Origin of the sequence: Enterococcus sp. AZ084 (assembly GCF_051714905.1) — a bacterium.
Classification (GTDB): domain Bacteria; phylum Bacillota; class Bacilli; order Lactobacillales; family Enterococcaceae; genus Enterococcus_B; species Enterococcus_B pernyi.
Genome location: NZ_JBIOSS010000001.1, coordinates 2,293,442 through 2,311,951, shown reverse-complemented (window position 1 = coordinate 2,311,951; position 18,510 = coordinate 2,293,442). Strand labels below are relative to the sequence as shown.

General features: G+C 38.6%; 11 protein-coding genes. 8 read left to right on the top strand and 3 right to left on the bottom strand.

Annotated elements, in window-relative coordinates:
- Positions 1 to 20 precede the first annotated feature (20 nt).
- On the bottom strand, positions 21 to 890 hold the full coding sequence (locus tag IGI79_RS10530; RefSeq protein WP_023520110.1) for a Cof-type HAD-IIB family hydrolase: 870 nt from the start codon (positions 888 to 890) through the stop codon (positions 21 to 23).
- Positions 891 to 1,013: 123 nt separating this feature from the next.
- Between IGI79_RS10530 and IGI79_RS10525 the strand changes: the two genes are divergently transcribed.
- From IGI79_RS10525 to IGI79_RS10510, 4 genes are all read left to right on the top strand, one after another.
- Positions 1,014 to 1,694, top strand: a complete 681-nt coding sequence (locus IGI79_RS10525; RefSeq protein ID WP_065095567.1) for a uracil-DNA glycosylase — start codon at positions 1,014 to 1,016, stop codon at positions 1,692 to 1,694.
- A gap of 155 nt (positions 1,695 to 1,849) precedes the next feature.
- The gene (gene pta, locus IGI79_RS10520) at positions 1,850 to 2,830 is read left to right on the top strand and encodes a phosphate acetyltransferase (RefSeq protein ID WP_010734762.1); all 981 of its coding nucleotides are present in this window, start codon (positions 1,850 to 1,852) and stop codon (positions 2,828 to 2,830) included.
- Between the two features lie 113 nt (positions 2,831 to 2,943).
- The gene (gene tsaE, locus IGI79_RS10515; RefSeq protein ID WP_195274295.1) at positions 2,944 to 3,417 is read left to right on the top strand and encodes a tRNA (adenosine(37)-N6)-threonylcarbamoyltransferase complex ATPase subunit type 1 TsaE; all 474 of its coding nucleotides are present in this window, start codon (positions 2,944 to 2,946) and stop codon (positions 3,415 to 3,417) included.
- Positions 3,410 to 3,937: a GNAT family N-acetyltransferase gene (locus IGI79_RS10510; RefSeq protein ID WP_195274296.1), complete on the top strand. Its 528-nt coding sequence runs from the start codon at positions 3,410 to 3,412 to the stop codon at positions 3,935 to 3,937. Before tsaE ends, IGI79_RS10510 begins: the two co-directional genes overlap by 8 nt.
- A 130-nt stretch (positions 3,938 to 4,067) precedes the next feature.
- Here the strand turns inward: IGI79_RS10510 and IGI79_RS10505 are convergent, their stop codons facing one another.
- Together IGI79_RS10505 and IGI79_RS10500 are read right to left on the bottom strand one after the other, a co-directional pair.
- Positions 4,068 to 4,601 carry a 3'-5' exonuclease gene (locus IGI79_RS10505; protein ID WP_010734765.1) on the bottom strand — a complete coding sequence of 178 codons (534 nt, stop codon included), beginning with the start codon at positions 4,599 to 4,601 and terminating at the stop codon, positions 4,068 to 4,070.
- 153 nt (positions 4,602 to 4,754) lie between these two features.
- Complete coding sequence (locus tag IGI79_RS10500; protein ID WP_438845932.1) at positions 4,755 to 5,507, bottom strand: exodeoxyribonuclease III; 753 nt, start codon at positions 5,505 to 5,507, stop codon at positions 4,755 to 4,757.
- Between the two features lie 105 nt (positions 5,508 to 5,612).
- On the opposite strand from IGI79_RS10500, the gene IGI79_RS10495 reads away from it, so the two are divergent.
- The 4 genes from IGI79_RS10495 to IGI79_RS10480 all read left to right on the top strand — a co-directional run bounded on the left by IGI79_RS10495 (position 5,613) and on the right by IGI79_RS10480 (position 18,474).
- Positions 5,613 to 6,533, top strand: a complete 921-nt coding sequence (locus IGI79_RS10495; RefSeq protein ID WP_195274299.1) for a Gfo/Idh/MocA family protein — start codon at positions 5,613 to 5,615, stop codon at positions 6,531 to 6,533.
- Between the two features lie 70 nt (positions 6,534 to 6,603).
- Positions 6,604 to 7,509, top strand: a complete 906-nt coding sequence (murB, locus tag IGI79_RS10490; protein WP_195274301.1) for a UDP-N-acetylmuramate dehydrogenase — start codon at positions 6,604 to 6,606, stop codon at positions 7,507 to 7,509.
- 18 nt (positions 7,510 to 7,527) lie between these two features.
- On the top strand, positions 7,528 to 8,103 hold the full coding sequence (locus IGI79_RS10485; RefSeq protein ID WP_195274303.1) for a GNAT family N-acetyltransferase: 576 nt from the start codon (positions 7,528 to 7,530) through the stop codon (positions 8,101 to 8,103).
- 831 nt (positions 8,104 to 8,934) lie between these two features.
- The gene (locus tag IGI79_RS10480; protein ID WP_438845931.1) at positions 8,935 to 18,474 is read left to right on the top strand and encodes a QWxxN domain; all 9,540 of its coding nucleotides are present in this window, start codon (positions 8,935 to 8,937) and stop codon (positions 18,472 to 18,474) included.
- Positions 18,475 to 18,510 lie beyond the last annotated feature (36 nt).

Genomic DNA, 18,510 nt, shown 5'->3' with positions numbered 1-18,510 from the left:
TCCCCTCTTTCTTCAAACAACTATAGATTTTCGTTGATTGCGCGTAAGATGGCTTTGCCAACACCCGATTCAAGGTTCGTGTCTGTTAAGTATTTAGCGTAATCTTTGACTTCGATCTCTGCATTTCCCATAGCGAAACTAACGCCGGCGGTTTGCAACATGCTGACATCATTGAAATTATCACCGATCGTCATGACTTCATCTAAAGTAATCCCTCGTTCATGAGCGACATGAGCAACTGCGATTCCTTTTTGAGCATTTTTATGGTTGACTTCAAGATTATTTTGACCAGAAGAGGTCACTGCCAGTTCGCCTAAATTACTGATTTCTTTCCCTACAGGGCCTAAAATACGTGGACCTTCAGTATGGAAACAGATGATTTTTAGGACTTCAAGTTTATCATCAAGTAGTAATTCGCGAATGCTGTCAACATAAGTGATGTGTAAGAGTTCAAGATTAGCTGAAGCCATGGCGATCGCCATTTTGTATGTCAAATGGGGCATATGGGTCGCAATCGAAGAAGCAAAGCTTTCGATTCTTTTTGGTTGGCTTTCCGAATACAATCCTTGGTTTGTCGCTACCTCATAATAAATACCATTTGCATCTAAAATATCCATGACTGTCATAGCTTGGGGACTTGGAATTGGTACTGTAAAAAGCGACTTACCGGATCTGTCAAAAACTTGCGCGCCATTCAAAGTGATCATCGCACAATCGATTCCTGCTTCATCTAAGGCTGCTCGTGCTTCTTGTGCGTTACGTCCAGTAGCGACCATAAATTCAATACCCAGCTCATTTGCCATGCGGATTGCTTCAGTATTTTCTGTTGAGATACTCATATGTGCATCGAGTAAAGTGCCGTCCATATCAGAGGCAATTAATTTGATCATGTGATTACCGTTCCTTTCCTTTTCTCCCTCCTAGTTTAACATACTAATGCGAGATAAGATGGAAGATTTTGACTTGTTAACAAATAATTTGTGAGTTATTCTGGAAAATAGGAGGTGGGAAATTTGAAGAAAATCATCCACAATAGTTGGCAAGAAGTATTAGCTGATGAATTTGAAAAAGATTACTATCAGCAGTTGAGAATATTTTTAAAAAATGAGTACGCAACTCGAAAAATCCATCCGGATATGTATCATGTTTATGAAGCGTTAGAGCTGACTCCCTATGAAGAAGTCAAAGTCGTGATTCTAGGACAAGACCCTTATCATGGAGTAAATCAAGCGCATGGTCTTTCTTTTTCCGTACAACCTGGAGTAAAAACACCACCGTCTCTGGTCAACATCTACAAGGAATTGAAGAATGACTTAGGGATCGAACCAGTTTCTCATGGGAATTTAGTGACTTGGGCCAAACAAGGTGTGCTGCTGTTGAATACTGTACTAACTGTCAGAGAAGGGCAAGCTTATTCTCATCGCGGAAAAGGCTGGGAACAATTGACCGATGCGATCATTGAAAAGCTGAATGAACGAGACAAACCGATCGTATTTATTCTTTGGGGGAAACCTGCACAAGAAAAAATGAAAATGATCGATAAAAGTCGACACATTATAATAACAGCCCCACATCCAAGCCCATTATCGGCGCATCGTGGCTTTTTTGGTTCAAAACCATTCTCAAAAACGAATGATGCATTGCTTGCTCTGGGTGAAACACCGATTGATTGGCAACTGCCTAAAACAGTGTAATGATACAGCGCTTTCCTGTTATAGTGCAGTTTTTCCGGATTATGTGAAAAACTTAATTATTATCCATTATTTGACTGATACAGAAATTTAAAACTGTTCTTTTTTTTGATAATAGTGTATCATGGTAGTTAATAAAAATAACTGGGGGTCATCTTGTGGAATTGTTTGATAGTTTAAGATTTAAAATTGTACGTCGCGGCATCAAAATCGTGTTTCCAGAAGCAACGGATGCAAGAATTTTAGGAGCAGCAGCACGTTTAAAAGCAGAAGAATTAGTTGAACCGATTTTGATCGGCAGCAAAGAAGAAATTGAAGCAGCAGCAAATGCACGTGGTATCCAAACATCTAACTTCACGATCATCAATCCAAATGATTATGAAAAATGGGATGAAATGGTCGAAGCTTTTGTTGAACGCCGTAATGGAAAAGCAACAAAAGAACAAGCAGAAAAAATCTTAAAAGATGTCAATTACTTTGGAACAATGCTTACATATATGGGCATTGCTGATGGTATGGTTTCTGGAGCGATCCATTCAACCGGAGATACAGTACGTCCAGCACTACAAATCATCAAAACAAAACCAGGTGTAAGTCGTACAAGTGGTGCTATGATCATGGTTCGCGGTAGAGATCAAGAAAAATATGTCTTTTCTGACTGTGCGATCAACGTGAATCCAAACGCACAAGAATTAGCTGAAATTGCTGTGGAATCAGCAAAAACAGCTGAACTATTCGATATCGATCCAAAAATCGCATTGATGAGCTTTTCAACAAAAGGTTCTGCAGCAGCTCCTGAAGTAGATAAAGTGGTTGAAGCAACAAGAATCGCGAAAGAATTAGCGCCTCAATATACGATCGATGGCGAATTACAATTTGATGCTTCTTACGTTCCAGCAGTCGCACAATTAAAAGCCCCTGATTCTAAAGTGGCAGGTCAAGCAACAGTCTTTGTCTTCCCTGAATTACAATCAGGAAACATTGGCTACAAGATCGCTCAACGTTTTGGTAACTTTGAAGCAATCGGACCAATCTTACAAGGATTGAACAAACCAGTAAGTGACCTTTCTCGTGGTGCTAATGAAGAAGATGTCTACAAATTAGCAATCATTACAGGTGCACAAACATTATTAGATTAATCGAACAGTAGATCTAAAAGAAAAGGGCTAGGGAGCTGAGGATTCCTGACTCTTTTCTTTTTTTTTGTTGGATTACACGTTATACTGACAAAAAAGAATGAGGAGAAATGATGATGATTGAATTAACAAGTGTGGCGATGACAGACCAATTAGCAGAAATCATTGGAAAAGTCGCTCATCCGGGAGATAATCTAGTGTTGACTGGCGATCTAGGTGCTGGTAAAACGACTTTGACAAAAGGAATTGCAAAAGGATTAGGCATCGTTCAAATGATCAAGAGTCCGACCTATACGATCATTCGGGAATATACACAAGGAAAAATGCCTTTGTACCATTTGGATATCTATCGTGTCGCTGCTAGCGGTGCTGATTTAGGATTAGATGAATATTTTGAAGGTGATGGACTTTCAGTCATTGAGTGGGGAAATCTATTAGAAGATGCTTTACCTGAAGATTATTTGGAACTGATTATTGAGAAAAGTGATACAGAATTAGAAAAAAGGTATGTGAAATTCCAATCATACGGGCCGAATAGTCAAGAGTTTGAAAAACGTATCTATGAAGCATGGGCGGCTTCTCATGGCTAATGATGTTGAACTGACGTTAAAAGAAGCGGAGAAATCAGATGCTCAAGGATTGTTAATGATGCTACGCCAAGCGAGACAAGAAACGGATTATTTTGTTGTTGAGGAGCGTTCACTTGGTATGAGTAAAGAGGTACTTGCAACTGAATTGTCTCGAATAAAAGAAAGTGCAGAACACTTATTATTTTTAGCCTGTGTCAAAAAACAGGTGGTAGGTGTTGTTTCTGTTGCTCCCAAACCTGACTTGCCCCGACATGGCGAAATAGGGATCAGTATCTTGAAAGAATATTGGGGAATGGGGTTAGGTACGATTCTTTTAGAAGAGGCAATCATTTGGGCTACAGAAAATGCACGATTTAGTACGTTGGTTCTTGACGTACTGGCGGCCAATCAACGAGCCATCCATCTTTATCAAAAAATGGGATTTCAAGAGGAAACCCAAAGTGTTGACTCTTCGGGAAGACAAGGTCAATCATTAGCGATAATCAAGATGAAACGAACGATTGAGCATGAAATAAACTGATTTCAAAAACAAAGAACCTGAAAAGTAGTTGTCCACTTTTCAGGTTCTTTATTTATCATCATCGTTGATTCTTTCGTACGAGGGAATCAACCAATAGAAATGAAGAAGTAGCTTATTTTTGCTAGTTGAACTATTTCACTGTGACTAATTTTTTCAATGGGTCTGTCCCAAAATATTTTTCCTGATATAACAAGATTTCCGCACATGCTCGACTATCTTCTAACGCATCATGGTGATTTTTCAACGTGATATCCAAATTTTCACAAACTGTATTCAAGCGATGATTTGGCATTTCTGGAAACAAGCGGCGACTTGTTTTGACGGTACACAATGAGAGATAGTTCGGTTGAGGCAACTGATAATAATCTAAACAACCAGCCAATACTTTTGTATCAAATGCGGCGTTATGCGCAACGACTAATCGGTTTTTTTGGAAATACTTTTCGATTTTCTGCCAAACATCTGGAAATTTAGGTGCCTGTTGGACATCTTCGGGTCGGATACCATGGATCTGGATGTTCCGCCAGAAAAATGGCGTTTCCGGTTGGATCAAGGTATAAAATTCATCGACAATCTGACTGTTCTCCACTTTGACAAGGGCTAAGGAACACGCACTATGAGATTGGTGGTTCGCAGTTTCAAAGTCCATCGCGATAAAATTCATTTTCAAATAAGCCTCCTTTAAAAAATAAACCATAACATAGATTTGTATGAAAAGAAATAGCTTTTTCAGACTATGTATCAAGTAAATATGGTGCCAGTGAAGGATCAAAGGAAGAAAATCGGGACAACCGAATTTCTTCCGTTGCTATCCTAACTATTCGATAATTAATTCGACAGGGCAGTGATCACTACCTAGAATCGATGTATGGATTTTTGCATCAACCAAACGAGGTGTCAACTCTTCACTCGTCAAGAAATAATCGATACGCCAACCTGCATTGTTTTTTCGAGCATTGAAACGATAACTCCACCAAGAATAGACACCTTCTAACTCTGGGTAGAAGTAACGGAAAGTATCTACAAAACCATTATCAAGTAAATGAGACAATGCGTTTCGTTCTTCGATCGAGAAACCAGCACTTTTTTGATTCGTTTTCCAATTTTTCAAATCGATGTTCTCATGGGCAACATTTAGATCCCCGCAAACGATCACCGGTTTTTGTTTTTTCAACTCTTCTAAATAATCATAAAAAGCAGATTCCCATTCTAAACGGTAATCGAGACGTTTCAATTCATTTTGTGAATTTGGTGTATAGCAAGTGACTAAGTAAAATTCAGGATATTCTAACGTGATCAATCGGCCTTCTTGATCATGGACATCAATGCCCATTCCATAAGAAACGTTCAATGCAGGTTCTTTGGCGAAGATCGCTGTACCTGAATAGCCTTTTTTGACTGCATAATTCCAATATTGATGGTAACCTGGTAAATCCAAGTCGATTTGATCTTCTTGTAGCTTTGTTTCTTGAAGACAGAAGAAATCTGCATCAAATTCCTTAAATGTTTCTAGAAAATTTTTGTTGACGATGGCTCTAAGACCATTGACATTCCACGAAATCAGTTTCAAAAAAACACGCTCCTTTTTCTATCAAGTCTGTGCGATTATATTGTACCTCATTTTTATTAAAAATAGTGTAAGATAAGAGTAATAACAGATAGCAGGAGGGAAACGATGAAAATTGGCGTAGTAGGGGTTGGTAATATTGCCGAAAAAGCATATTTACCCACATATGCAGAGAAACAAGGAATGTTTGATTTTTATTTTGCGACACGTAATCAGGTAACGAAAGATCGTCTGAAGAAAACCTATGGATTTACTCATTTGTATGAGTCACTGGATGACTTAATTGAAGAGGAAATCGAAGCATGTATGATCCATGCGGCAACAAGCGTCCATTTTCAATTGGCGAAAAAATGTTTGGAACATAATATCCATGTTTATATCGACAAGCCTTTAAGTGTCGACCTGAAAGAAATCCAAGAGTTACAAGAATTGGCAGAACAACACCAAGTGATTTTAATGGTGGGCTTCAACCGGCGATTCGCCCCAATGGTCGAAGAATTAAAAGCGATTCCAGAAAAACGGTTGATCCAGTTACAAAAAAATCGCATTGCGGCAAAAGAAACAACTGCTTTTGTCATTTACGATCTGTTCTTGCATCTGGTGGACACGGCTGTTTATTTATTAGACGAACCAGTGATCAAAACAACTTCTCATATCCGAGAAAAGGAAGGATTTATGGAAGTAGCGATATTGCAACTTGAAACTGCGAACCAAATGGCAATTGTGACGATGGATCTTGGAAGTGGTGCGAATACTGAAACCTATCAAGTGACGAGCAAACAAGGAACCTATGAATTGAGTGATCTGACAGAATTAGTCATCCGTAAACCAGATACGGTGGAAATAAAGAAATTTGGTGATTGGGAAACCACCCTGAGCAAACGTGGTTTTGTGCCAATGGTTGAACGATTTTTTGAAGAAATCCAACAACCGACGCCAAATAATGAAAAGTTAAAACAAACCAACATTTATGAGAGCCATGCACTTTGTGAGGAGATGTTGAATAATCTTTATCGTCATCAGCTTTGAGCAAAACTGGCAAGATTGTTTTAAGCGTGATAGAATGATGGGGACGTTTGAAAAGAAAGGAAAGTCCTCAGTGAATAAAGAAGATATCGTTAAAAAAAATCCAGAGTTGAATCTGTTGCTTGATGAACCGTTAAGTCATTATACATTTACCAAAACCGGTGGACCGGTAGATGTTTTAGCTTTTCCCAAAACCAAATCAGAAGTCAAACAGTTAGTTGACTATTGTCGAGAAAACCAAGTGCCATGGTTGGTATTGGGAAATGCAAGTAACTTGATTGTCCAAGATGGTGGGATACGTGGCGTGGTCATCATGTTGACAGAGTTGAATCAGATCAGCGTTGAAGGCACGATGGTGATTGCAGAAGCAGGTGCGAAACTGATCGATACGACGTATGCAGCCTTAGCAGAATCTTTGACAGGATTCGAATTTGCCTGTGGGATTCCTGGAAGTATCGGCGGTGCAGTCTACATGAATGCAGGAGCTTACGGTGGGGAGATCAAAGACGTGTTTGCAGAAGTCGACTTATTATTAAGTGATGGGACGATCCAAACTCTGTCAAATGAAGAAATGGCCTTTTCTTATCGCCATAGTGAATTACAGAAGATGGAGGCCATCGTCTTAGAAGCTCGTTTCCAATTAACACCTGGTGATCATGAGATGATCAAAGGTCGGATGGACGAATTGACGGAATTGCGTGAGGCAAAACAACCATTGGAATACCCTTCATGCGGTAGTGTCTTCAAACGACCTGAAGGACACTTCACAGGACAACTGATCCAAGAAGCAGGCTTACAAGGCTTGAAATGGGGCGGCGCACAGATTTCAGAAAAACATGCCGGCTTTATCGTCAATATCGACCATGCAACAGCAACTGATTATACAGAGTTGATTGCCCATATCCAAGGGGTGATCAAAGAGAAGTTTGATGTCACATTAGAAACAGAAGTACGGATCATTGGTGAAAAAAGAAGCTAAAGGAAAGTAGGTGGCGTGATGTTAGATAAGCAATTGCCCCATGCAGAGATTTGGATGACACGCCCACTCAATGAAGAATTGCCTTCTTATCCCTTGAATCAGCAGTATCGCTTTGAAAAGTATCAACCAAGCGCAGAGCAGGATTGGGCAATCATTGAAACAGCAGTCGGTGAATTTGACTCTGTGGAGGAAGCACTGGCTTACTTTGACCAAGCTTTTGCCCCTTATCCAGAAGAGCTGGCAAAGCGTATGTATTTTGTGGTCAACGAACAAGGTGAACGCATTGCCACATGCACTGCTTGGTGGAAGCTTCGTGAGAAAGAATATCCGCTTTTTCATTGGTTAGCGGTAAAGCCAGAACATCAAGGAAAAGGGATCGCCAGAAGTTTGACGATCGAAGTGCTCCGTTGTTTTCAGCAAATAACGACACAAAGTCCAATCTATTTACACACACAGACATGGAGTCATCCAGCAATCAAACTTTATCAAAGTTTAGGTTTCACGTTCATCCCTGAGAAATTTGATGGTAGCGAAAATCCAGATTATGAAATGGTGATAGATATTTTATCATCGAAAATTAAAAAAGGCACCTAAAAAATAGGTGATGACAGAAGTATTCAGCTCCGAGAAATAAGCCGTGAAACCCGAAAATTGTTCTTCAAATTTTTGGGTTTCACGGCTTATTTTTGACGGAGTTGGCTTGCGAATACCGTATACACGATTTTAAGGATAGAAACAAAAAGGAATTTCATTTTTTTCCAAACGCTTCAAATTGCTTCAATGTTAGAGAATTATTAGGTTGATCGCTAAGTGGGAAATCCTTCACTAAGATATTAAAGTTATTAGTTCATATACCAATGTTATTTAAATATCAAGAAATAATGGGTCAACTTAGAAATAGGTTTGTGTGTATAATCATGTTAATAGAAAAGACAACAAATCCTCCAGATGATTTAGTAATAAGAGTCAATTAGATACCCGAGATAGTTGAATCACCCGTATTTATTTTTTTCTTCTAGAAAAAATGAAAGTTGAGTTGTCAAATCTATCTTGGAAATTTGAAAACAAACCGTTAAAAAACTCGTAATACTTAGATTTATCTGTCCTATTTGATAATTAGATACGTGTTTCATAGCGGGGAAATCGGTAATTAGTCAGGATGTGACATGAATAATAGAGAAAGATAAACCCATTGTTTTCGTTTGTTATGACCTAAAATAATCGGGGCTGTGGTATTAGTCATTTCAAAACACCTAAAGTTGATAAACATACTATTCCATAAGCAAAATTTATTGACAACAAGGAGCTGAAAATAGGGAATTATTATCTGTTTTTTGTCGCTTATTTCTAGGTGTTGAACACTTCTATCTCAACCACGTTTACATAGTTAGCTAGCTATATCATTTTAGCGAAGGAGTGATCAAAATGCCACAAGATGATTTTAGAAGAGAAAACGGTCTGTTCAACAACAAACGCAATGACGAAATGAATGAAAAGCACGCGCAACAAGTTTTAAATTTTATCGCATCAAATTCTGGACATACCTTAACAGAGCAAGGAATCCGACACCCAGTGGGATGGTTGTATACATGGATGACCTTGGGTGCGATCGTTCCACCAGTTGATCGTCTCAATCAAAGAAGTTCTCCTACTACAGCTTTCGAAGCAGACACCCGTATTGATCTGAGAAGTGAAGGTAATCAGACAAGGATCCATTCCTTTCATTCAAGTTCAACTGTCAATCCTAACCTAATCCACCACCGAAGCCAAGTCCCCTTGATAGAGAATATCTCCTCCAGTTTCCTAGCTGATCCACAGATAGAACCGACCATCAATCCTACAAATAATTCTTCTACTCAAATCCGCCCTTTTTATCCGCACCAAAATTTAGAACTAAAACCCGATATTGCGGAAGTGGCTCATGAATTTAGCCTTTCTATTCACAAAATCGCGCATGATATTGAAGAACTAATGAATTGTACGCTCACGAAAAGAGCCACGCAAATGAAAAAATGGATTTTCTGGGGAGAAGATATTGAACAAACACAGTTAAGAACGGTTTGTAAAGTAGCCGTCGCAAAAGCAAAGAAAGAGAATGGAGAAAGACCAAGGCAAAGAAGTCAATACCAACATTTTTCTTTTCACCGCATGCCAAATAACTCCACTCCAGAGACTAATCAATTTAAAGCAAATGAAAAGCTTGAAAAGTTAAGAGAGATCTTTCAAGCTGCCGTTGAAAATAAGCAGAGTCAACATGGGAAGACAACTGACAAAAAAAGTCAATCAACAGATAAAATGAGTAATGAAACAGACTATTTTTTGGCTGGATTAACCGAGACGTTTTCTCAGTTTTTCCGTGAATACGAACATACGAATTATACGAAAGAACAGGTAGGAGCAAATGGTGGATCGGTGATGGCTCATTTTATTGACTTGTTGTTGCGTACTTTTTCTGTGGACTATGGGAAACATGGTCCAGATGAGCCTCAAACACGAAAGAATATGAACCTTTCAATGAAAACTCATCCCAATAATAATGTCCTTTCACATAAGACTTCCATAAAGAAAGTAAGTCAGAAAAAACAAGGAGAGAGCTATCAGGAAAAAGCATCAAACCTAAAATCAGAAACACAATCTGTATTGAAATCAGAAGAAAGGCGTGTTTTGGCACAGATATATCAGTTGGCAAGTGACTTTTTAGGAAGGGCAGATAGATTTGTCCAGAAAACGGTAGGACTTCAATTTTTAGCAGCCGAAGCTAAACCCATTCCTACTGATCGACAAATGCAAAGCGATCATCCTGTTTCCAACGATCCAGAGATGAAGTCTTATCAAGTATTGTCTAGGGAGACATTAATGAAATTAAATTACATCATTATGGCTTATCTTGATAATTCACCCTCACCAGAATCTACAGCTACCCAACTTGAACCGTTCTGGTATGATTATGAGGTCTATGAAAAGCGAGGCGAAATAGAAAAAGTTAATCAAGCGCTGACGCAATTCTTATGTGAGCAAAGTATCCCTTGTGAAGGGCTGTCTACACTTCAACTATTTAATGCATTAAAGAATTGGATAAGTAAAGCGGGAGAAAAAAATAAATTAGCTAGAAAACTACAAGTTGCACAATTGATTTTGAAGACTCTGGGATTACCCAGTCGAGGGTTATCCGATAAAAGAGGCGAAGAGATTATTATTCAATGGAGAAATAATAATATTTTTAAAGATTACACGTTTGCATTGAAACCAAAATTAACTGTAAAAGAAGAAGACAATCATGAAGCAACGAACCCTCCAATAAAAACAACTACTTCTTTACCACCAGTAGTGCTTGATCCACAATTACAATCAACTGAAGAAATACCTCTAGAGACACGAATAAAATTACAAATGGTTTTTACGAAATATATGTATGGTCAAATGCTTGATGGGATGTTGAAGGGGCAGATACCAGAAAATTTACCACCTTTGTGGTATGATCGTGCGCTTTTTGAAAGGCGTGATGCAATTGACAAAGTGAATGATTCAGTGAATGTTTTTATCTGTCAAAAAAAACGACGGTGCTCAACTATGTCCGGGCAAGAATTGCTTCTTGAAGTACAACATTGGGAAAGAGTAGATGATGTGGAAACGGAGAGAAGTAAAAGAAAACAAGTTGCAGAGATTATTCTGCGTGTTTCAGGATTACCTCCTCGCAAATTGACCGATGAGACTGTAGCTAGCATTTTGATGCAATGGCGAAATAATAATCTTTTTAAAAATTATCAATTTAAATCTTTAGAAAAAGCACATACGGAAATACCAATATTCAATACTAGTCAATCCATGTTAACTACACCTACGAGAATATCAAAAAAAGGAGATGGCGCAATTCTCCCTCAGTTGACAGTACCAACAACACAACCAGTCGTAATAAACGATGCTAAGCGCCAAAAGAAAAAGGGAACATCTACGACAAAAGAAAATTCGGAATTTGATGAAAAAGCTTTTGGAGAACGATTAAATAAAGTGAATAGTATAATTGTTGCATTTTTTGAGGGGAAACCTTCTCCTGTACCAACTTCTGAGAAATTAGCACCTATGTGGTATGAACAGGAGATATTCAATAAGATCAATCTAACGCAAAATGTCAATGATGCAATCAAAAAATTTCTATGTGAACAAAAAGTCCCCTGTGAGAATTTATCTCCCCTGCAGTTAATTCTTGCCACACAAGAGTTTCTAAGAAGAGACGGAAAAGAGGTTGAATTAAGTAGAAACAAACAGGTTGCTGAAATCATCCTTAATTCTTCGGGACTAACAGGTCAAACGATAGCGGATACTCGTGCGACCGCTATCATATTGCAATGGCGAAACAATAATATTTTTAGAGACTACACTTTTTTTCCAGCCAACGGACATGAGGAAGTAGAAATCTTAAACAATGATCTAATTGGAATCATCACTTCTGTTCGGCCGAATACCTATGGCTCACTTCCTGTGGATATCGTGACAACGGTGAACAACATGCATGTCGCTTATATGAAGAAATTGCCTTTACCCATTTCGATAGAGGAACCGCTTATTCCCTTATGGTACGACTATGAACTGTTTCAAGATCGGGAAAAAACAAAGAACGCCAATCAATTCGTGCAGAAATTTCTCTATAGTCAACAGTTTTTTAATGATGATCGATCGCCACAGGGAATCGTTCTGGCCGCACATGAATGGATAAATGATGGGCAGGTAGATTCAAAGATTTTAGAAAGGCAAAAACAACTTGTTTCGAACATTCTTGAGGGACACGGAATGGTGCGACAAAACCTAACTGCTGTCGAGGAAACAAACATTTATTTCCAATGGAAAACCAACAATATGTTAAATAATTACCAATTTATTGAGCTTAAGCTGCCAGTAGAGAAGGGAAAAGTGACAGAAACCAGTGAGATGAAAGTGATACCGTCCACTATGGAAGATTCTGATTTAGCATTAGTGCATACAATCGTTGTCGATATTGTCAAGAATGTCACTCCTGTGACCCATTATTCCGAGCCGTTACCAATTCTCTATTTTCATTTTGGCCTTTTTTTAAGACGAGATGAAACAAACATGGTGAATCAAAAATTGAAGGAATTTTTTTCTAAAGCAGGAATCGAGATCAAAGACACCACGAGCAATGAGTTAGAAAAAGCACAATTTCAATGGATTGAAAAAGGGGGAACAAGTGAAAGCAATAATACCTCTGAAAGAGAACAGTTTTTGGCCTATTTTATCGCAAAAGCATATGGTCTAACGGACATTCGATTTGGGGAATTTTGGTCCTCTATAAAAACACAGGAGATTTTTAATCAATGGAAGAGTAATACATTACTGGAAGGCTATACTTTCAAAGAAATGAGTCCTGAGACGATTCATTATCAATTAGGGAAAATAGAACATCCGAACGTCGTACGATTAAATTTACAAAATAAAGAAAGTAAGCAAATCTTTAGTGATTTCATCAATGATCGCTCGCCAACTATTTCTAAAACGCAACCAATCAGTAAATTCTATCATCATCAGTTGATTTTCGATCAACGAGGAAAAACGCCTGAGGTGAATGAAGTTGTTAAAAAATTTTTGCAGGATCGTGGGATTTCTTTCAAACATCCTACTACAAGTGAATTAGTTCGACAATTACAAGTGTGGCTTCTTGAAGGACCCACGTACGAAGCGATTATCGAAAGAGAAATACAAATTGCAAGGATCATACAAGCGGAATATGGGAGCAGTGAAGAAGAGGTAACAGCAACAGACGCTCGCTATATTATACTTCAATGGGAGAATAATAATGCACAAATCGACTATACCTATAAAGAGAACAAGGAATGGGATGCGATCGATATCAGTGAGATTGAAGCAACTGTTGTGCAACAAGAAAAGATTGACGCGTTTACTCGTGAAAATAATGCAGTTCTAATAACAGATATTGCTATCGAAGACCAAGGGGAGAGCATACTGGAACTGACAGAGCAACAAAAAGAGACCATACAGAAAAAAATCGTTTCTTTTTTAGCTGCGAGAGATATCGAGGTGGACATCACTAAGCCGAATGAGCTAATTTTAAAAACAGCAGAATGGGCAACGATAAAAGTGAACGATGAAGTGAAAATCAATAGCACTAAAGTGAACATGTTGGCAAATCTTATTCTTGGAAAAAATGCAGGTGCAGAGATTGCAGATGAAAAGGCAGAAGTGACCTTTAAAAACTGGTTATATGATATGGCTAGTGGCCTCTCTGTAACGCCTGCTGAACCACCAAAAGAGGAGAAAACCTCCACAATAACAGTAACACCCGCAACAACAACATCCAAAATAGCAACGAGTACGCAATCCTCCAACATTAATGAGAACCAAAGGCCAAAGTATGTAGCACCTAATTGGCGTGATCCTAATTTGAAGGTCCAAGTAGCACAGTTTTTCCGTCAAGAAGGGGTATTAAAAGGGGATGCAACCCAAGCCAACATCCTCTTTGCAATGGGAACCTGGTTTACACAAGACGGAACAGGGATGGTTCTCAGTTATGACAAACTACAAAAATTTTCTAAAGTGATTTTAAACCAATTAAAACTTTACGGCGGTGGACAAGGAGAAAAAATTTCGGATAGAGCTGCGCGATCGACCATTATGAATTGGGTGTTTGAAAATGTACTAGATAGCTCGGTTGAGGTATATATGCTCAAGAAAATCCTCGATTCACCCGATCCATCCCAATTTACTATGGGCAGTCTCAGAAAGTTATTTGAAATTGACGAATTGAATGCAGAGACTAAGATTTTGGAAATCCCTGAAGAGGAACTCACAGTTGTTAAAAAATTATGGGTACTTTTTCTCAAAGAAGTGTTGCCTAATTATTTACTGGATGTAAGTATGTTACCAGATGAGACCCCTATCTCTAATTATAATTCCTTGATGCAGCTTACAGGAACGAGGTTATTAGAAGATGCAGGAATTCGCACATCGTTCACGCAAGAAGAAATTCAAAAATTTGGTAGTCTATATTGGGAAAAAATCAGTAAAACTGGTGTGAAAAGGGTGGACGAATTGCGTTATATTGTCACGCCCGCTATGTTAGCGGTTGCCCAGTTAAATCCAGATCTATTACTCAAAGCCTTGGAAGAAGGAAATTATCAAGAAGTTGCTGTGAACACTTTCTTGAATTATTGGAAAAATAGTTATTTTATTCTTACAGAAAGTTTGGAATCACTTTATGAAGCTTATGGCGCATATCAAAAAGAAGCAATCAATTGGCGTCGAAAACAGGTTTTAGCCAAAGAAGTAGCACAGTTATGCGCGCAATATGACAAAGATCGAGCAAAACTATATACTTCTTATGCGATAGAACAAGACTATCTCTCTGGAGCACTGACTGCATGCCGTAACTATACGCCCCCGAATCTAGAAGAGTGGTATACGCGATTGACGAAAGCCGTGTCAGATGCCTATTATCCATTCGATCAAAAACTGATAGATTTTGCTCTGTTAAAGTTTAACGAAAAAGAGCAAGAGTTTATGTTCTCGCCTGAAACACAGATTTATGAGGCAACTGCCAAATTAAAACATGTCATGGAGGTTTCAACGATTCCCAGTGGATATCGTCTTCCACCTGACTTGATCATTGAACTTGAATTAGAGAACACCGACCTGTTTGTGGCAGTGAACGGAAAGGAAGAACGTTGCTATGGCTTGAAGAAATTAGATAAATCTGGAGGTTATGTCTTCTATCGAGTAGATGACAAACCTATGTTATACCTCATAAACGGGTTGTTTAACCAGAAAGAGCATTTGCGTGGAGGCTACAAAGAGATAGAAAACGGCGTTCAGATTGGAAAACGTGAATTTTTGTTTTATAAATCTATCAATCGTGATAAACGACTATCTCAGGGAAAAGAAACACAGTCTTTCATTGAGGGATTAGCTAGTAAACATCGGGACAATCTATACCAAAATTTGTATCAATCAGGAAATGATCGTGCCATCAGTGATCAGGTATTGGAGGTGCTTCAGTCCATTATCCCGTTTTACGATTGTGTGATAGGGATCAGCAATCAAGATGCTTCAGTGGCAGTTCCTGCTTGCGTGCTTGATGCCCTTCTGTTGATTCCTTTCTTAGGACAAGTCACTTCTCTTAACATGAAATTTGCTTTAGGGATGGCAAAAGCAATTGCGACCGGAGGGATCAGACAGGCGATTCGTGTAGGTGGGCAGTTTATTCCAAACTTTTCTGAATCTAAGTTGCTGCTAGCTCATCTAATACGGTACATTGATCCAGGAGTTGAACCAATAATTGATGGAGGAAAATTTATTCTCAAAGAGTTAGTGGCACTAAAAAATGAAATTTGGGTTGCAAGTGACGTAAAAAAAATGCTAGAAAAAGCATCAAATTTGAATATACAACCTCCCGTGTTTCCTAAAGACGTGAGCATCGCTCGTTTGCCAGAGGATGGTTTAGAAGTTCCTGTAAAACACATGAAAGATGATATATATAGGATTGTGACGGATCTAACAACGGGTGATGTATACGGAAATGCGTTTAATTTGAGAGGTAATCAATTGGAAGTGATTGCTGATCCTGTGTCATTTACGCAGGAACAAAAAGCACTGATTACCCGTTTGTCGAAAGACATTAATCCAGACCATGTTTTTTTAGAAGAACCAAATTTAAATCCTAGTGCGTATGGTAGTGGCACAGTATTGACGATCCCAGGTCGTGGACAAGAAACTAAGTATTTCATTGATATGAATGGGCAGACCGTTCCTGTAAGGGTTCGATCAGTTGAAAATCACAAAGTACGGTATGATGTGATTGATGGAGAGAATATTTATCCTGTGAACTGTAAGGGGAAAAAATGGTATTTTGAGGAAACGACTTCTCCTTCCATTCCGAAAGAATTGGCAGAGGATGTGATGAAAAAAATCGATGAATTTGATTCGATCAAGGATCCAAGTTTTATTTCTGCTCCAGATGAAAAAGGTCTGAGATGGAATCGGTGGGGGAAATCTTACATCAAAATTAATGATCATTACATTCCCTTGATATCAATACCTCAAGGAGAGAATAGGTATTACTTATTGAAAAAAGATGTCAACCAGTGGAAGACAGTTTTGTCTTATACGCCGGATACAGGAACATTTCGGCTAGAAACAATTGAAGAGAAGGTAATCTCGGACAATCGATTAAAAAGTAGAAGTTGGAAAGTCACCTTTCCAAAATTTGGCAATCAGAAACTGCCACCGTTTAAAAAAATGCCAAAGTCACCAGGGAAAGGTCAATACTGGAACGAATTGAGAAATACGATACCTGCGGAAACAAAGTATAAGAAGCCAGATACAAAAAAGAAAATCGATCGTATCAATGATAATATTCTAAATCCCATCTCTACTTTTATTCCTGAGCCGAAACCAGTTGTTTACAACAATCAAAAATGGAATAGAGACTTTATTCTGAAAACGATTATTGAAGAATTGCCAAAGGAACCGGCCATTGGCGTTCGAATATATTCCGGTCTTGACGCGAGTAAGAGTCCTGAGTTTCTTCAGCAATTTTTGATTGACTTGCGTAAAGACATTGATAAATCGATCGATTATTATGACAAAGCAATCGAAGTGTTTGCGGAAGCATTGACAAAAGATAGAATCGCAGAGTCGAAAATAGGAACTTATCTGGTCAAATTTTTTCAGCTGGAGAGCGTACCCAATCAAGAGCCAATCTTATTGGAAAGTTTGAATAGATTGATCTCTGTCGTACAAAAAGGAAGACAATTTCTCCAACAAACAGCGGATTGGGATTATGAAAATATTTTGGTCGTCTCCACTGATTTAGTTCGCCAAGGGGACTCACAAGAATTTCGTACATTATATAAGGAATATATAGAAACGAAGGCTGAGGTGTTTTCTTATGACCCAGAATGTCGAATGGTCATTTTCGCAGATGCTTTTCACTTAGATCCGAGTCTTGCGAAAGGGAAAGAAATAGGGGTAAACAAAGTGAGAGCATTACTTCATGAGACTAGTCATCTTAGTTCAGGAACAGTAGATCTCATGGCATATGCAACAACGAAGCTAGGTGTGGTAAAAACTGGGAAAATGATGGTGGATGAATATGTGAAAAATTTTGAGAGTATTTTGAACTCAGAAGGTTTCACAAGTCTTGTGGAAGAAATCGCTGAATTTCAAAACAAACCTGGATTAACAAAAGAGACAGTGTGGAATGAGCTAAAAAAAAATAATGTATTACGTGTGAATGTCCAAATATCGGATGCCGATATGATTGCAATGATCCTAAGAGACGCGGCGGAGGGAAGAGACTTCGATGGTGTAGTTCGTGTTGCTAGAGGCCTCGATGATGTGACACTAGGTAACGGTTTGTTATCAACGTTTTTAGCACTGGAATATGTACAAGATCATGGCTACTTTGACAAATATATCCAATTGAATCAGACGATGATCCAAGAACACACCACCACCATTCCTAGTCAAACGAATGTAACAGCTAAAGTAAGCGATCATCAATTAACAAACCTTAGAAAGAAAAGAGAGATAGATCAACCAGACTTCTTTACGAGAGGTCAATCAAAGAGAGCTCTCTCAAGTATTGAATCTACTATAGAAGAGCCTAATCGTGTAAAGCGATCGGTTTCAAATGATTCAAATGAGCGGACAGGTATGGAATCAGCCCCGCCATCAATGAAGCGAAGTTTCCTAAATCTTGTTGTCAGTAGTACAGAAAAAAGTACCATGGTCAATTCAGAGAGGAGCAATCAACAGGAAGTGAAACATCAGACTGTTCCAAATGAACGAACAGGCATAGAATCAGTCTCCTCGTCGATGAAGCGAAGTTTCCTAAATCTTGCTGTCACTAGTACAGAAAAAAGTGGCAGGGTCAATTCAGAGAGGAGCAGCCGACAGGAAAAGAAACATCAGCCAAAATTAGTTTTACAACTTTAACAAGCAATTTGTGTAGTAGGAAAAAATGGATAGAAG

Coding starts and splice junctions, on each gene's coding strand:
- IGI79_RS10495 (WP_195274299.1), top strand. CDS start 5,613: ATGAAAATTGGCGTAGTAGGGGTTGGTAATATTGCCGAAAAAGCATAT.
- IGI79_RS10505 (WP_010734765.1), bottom strand. CDS start 4,601: ATGAATTTTATCGCGATGGACTTTGAAACTGCGAACCACCAATCTCAT.
- IGI79_RS10530 (WP_023520110.1), bottom strand. CDS start 890: ATGATCAAATTAATTGCCTCTGATATGGACGGCACTTTACTCGATGCA.
- IGI79_RS10480 (WP_438845931.1), top strand. CDS start 8,935: ATGCCACAAGATGATTTTAGAAGAGAAAACGGTCTGTTCAACAACAAA.
- tsaE (WP_195274295.1), top strand. CDS start 2,944: ATGATTGAATTAACAAGTGTGGCGATGACAGACCAATTAGCAGAAATC.
- IGI79_RS10485 (WP_195274303.1), top strand. CDS start 7,528: ATGTTAGATAAGCAATTGCCCCATGCAGAGATTTGGATGACACGCCCA.
- IGI79_RS10510 (WP_195274296.1), top strand. CDS start 3,410: ATGGCTAATGATGTTGAACTGACGTTAAAAGAAGCGGAGAAATCAGAT.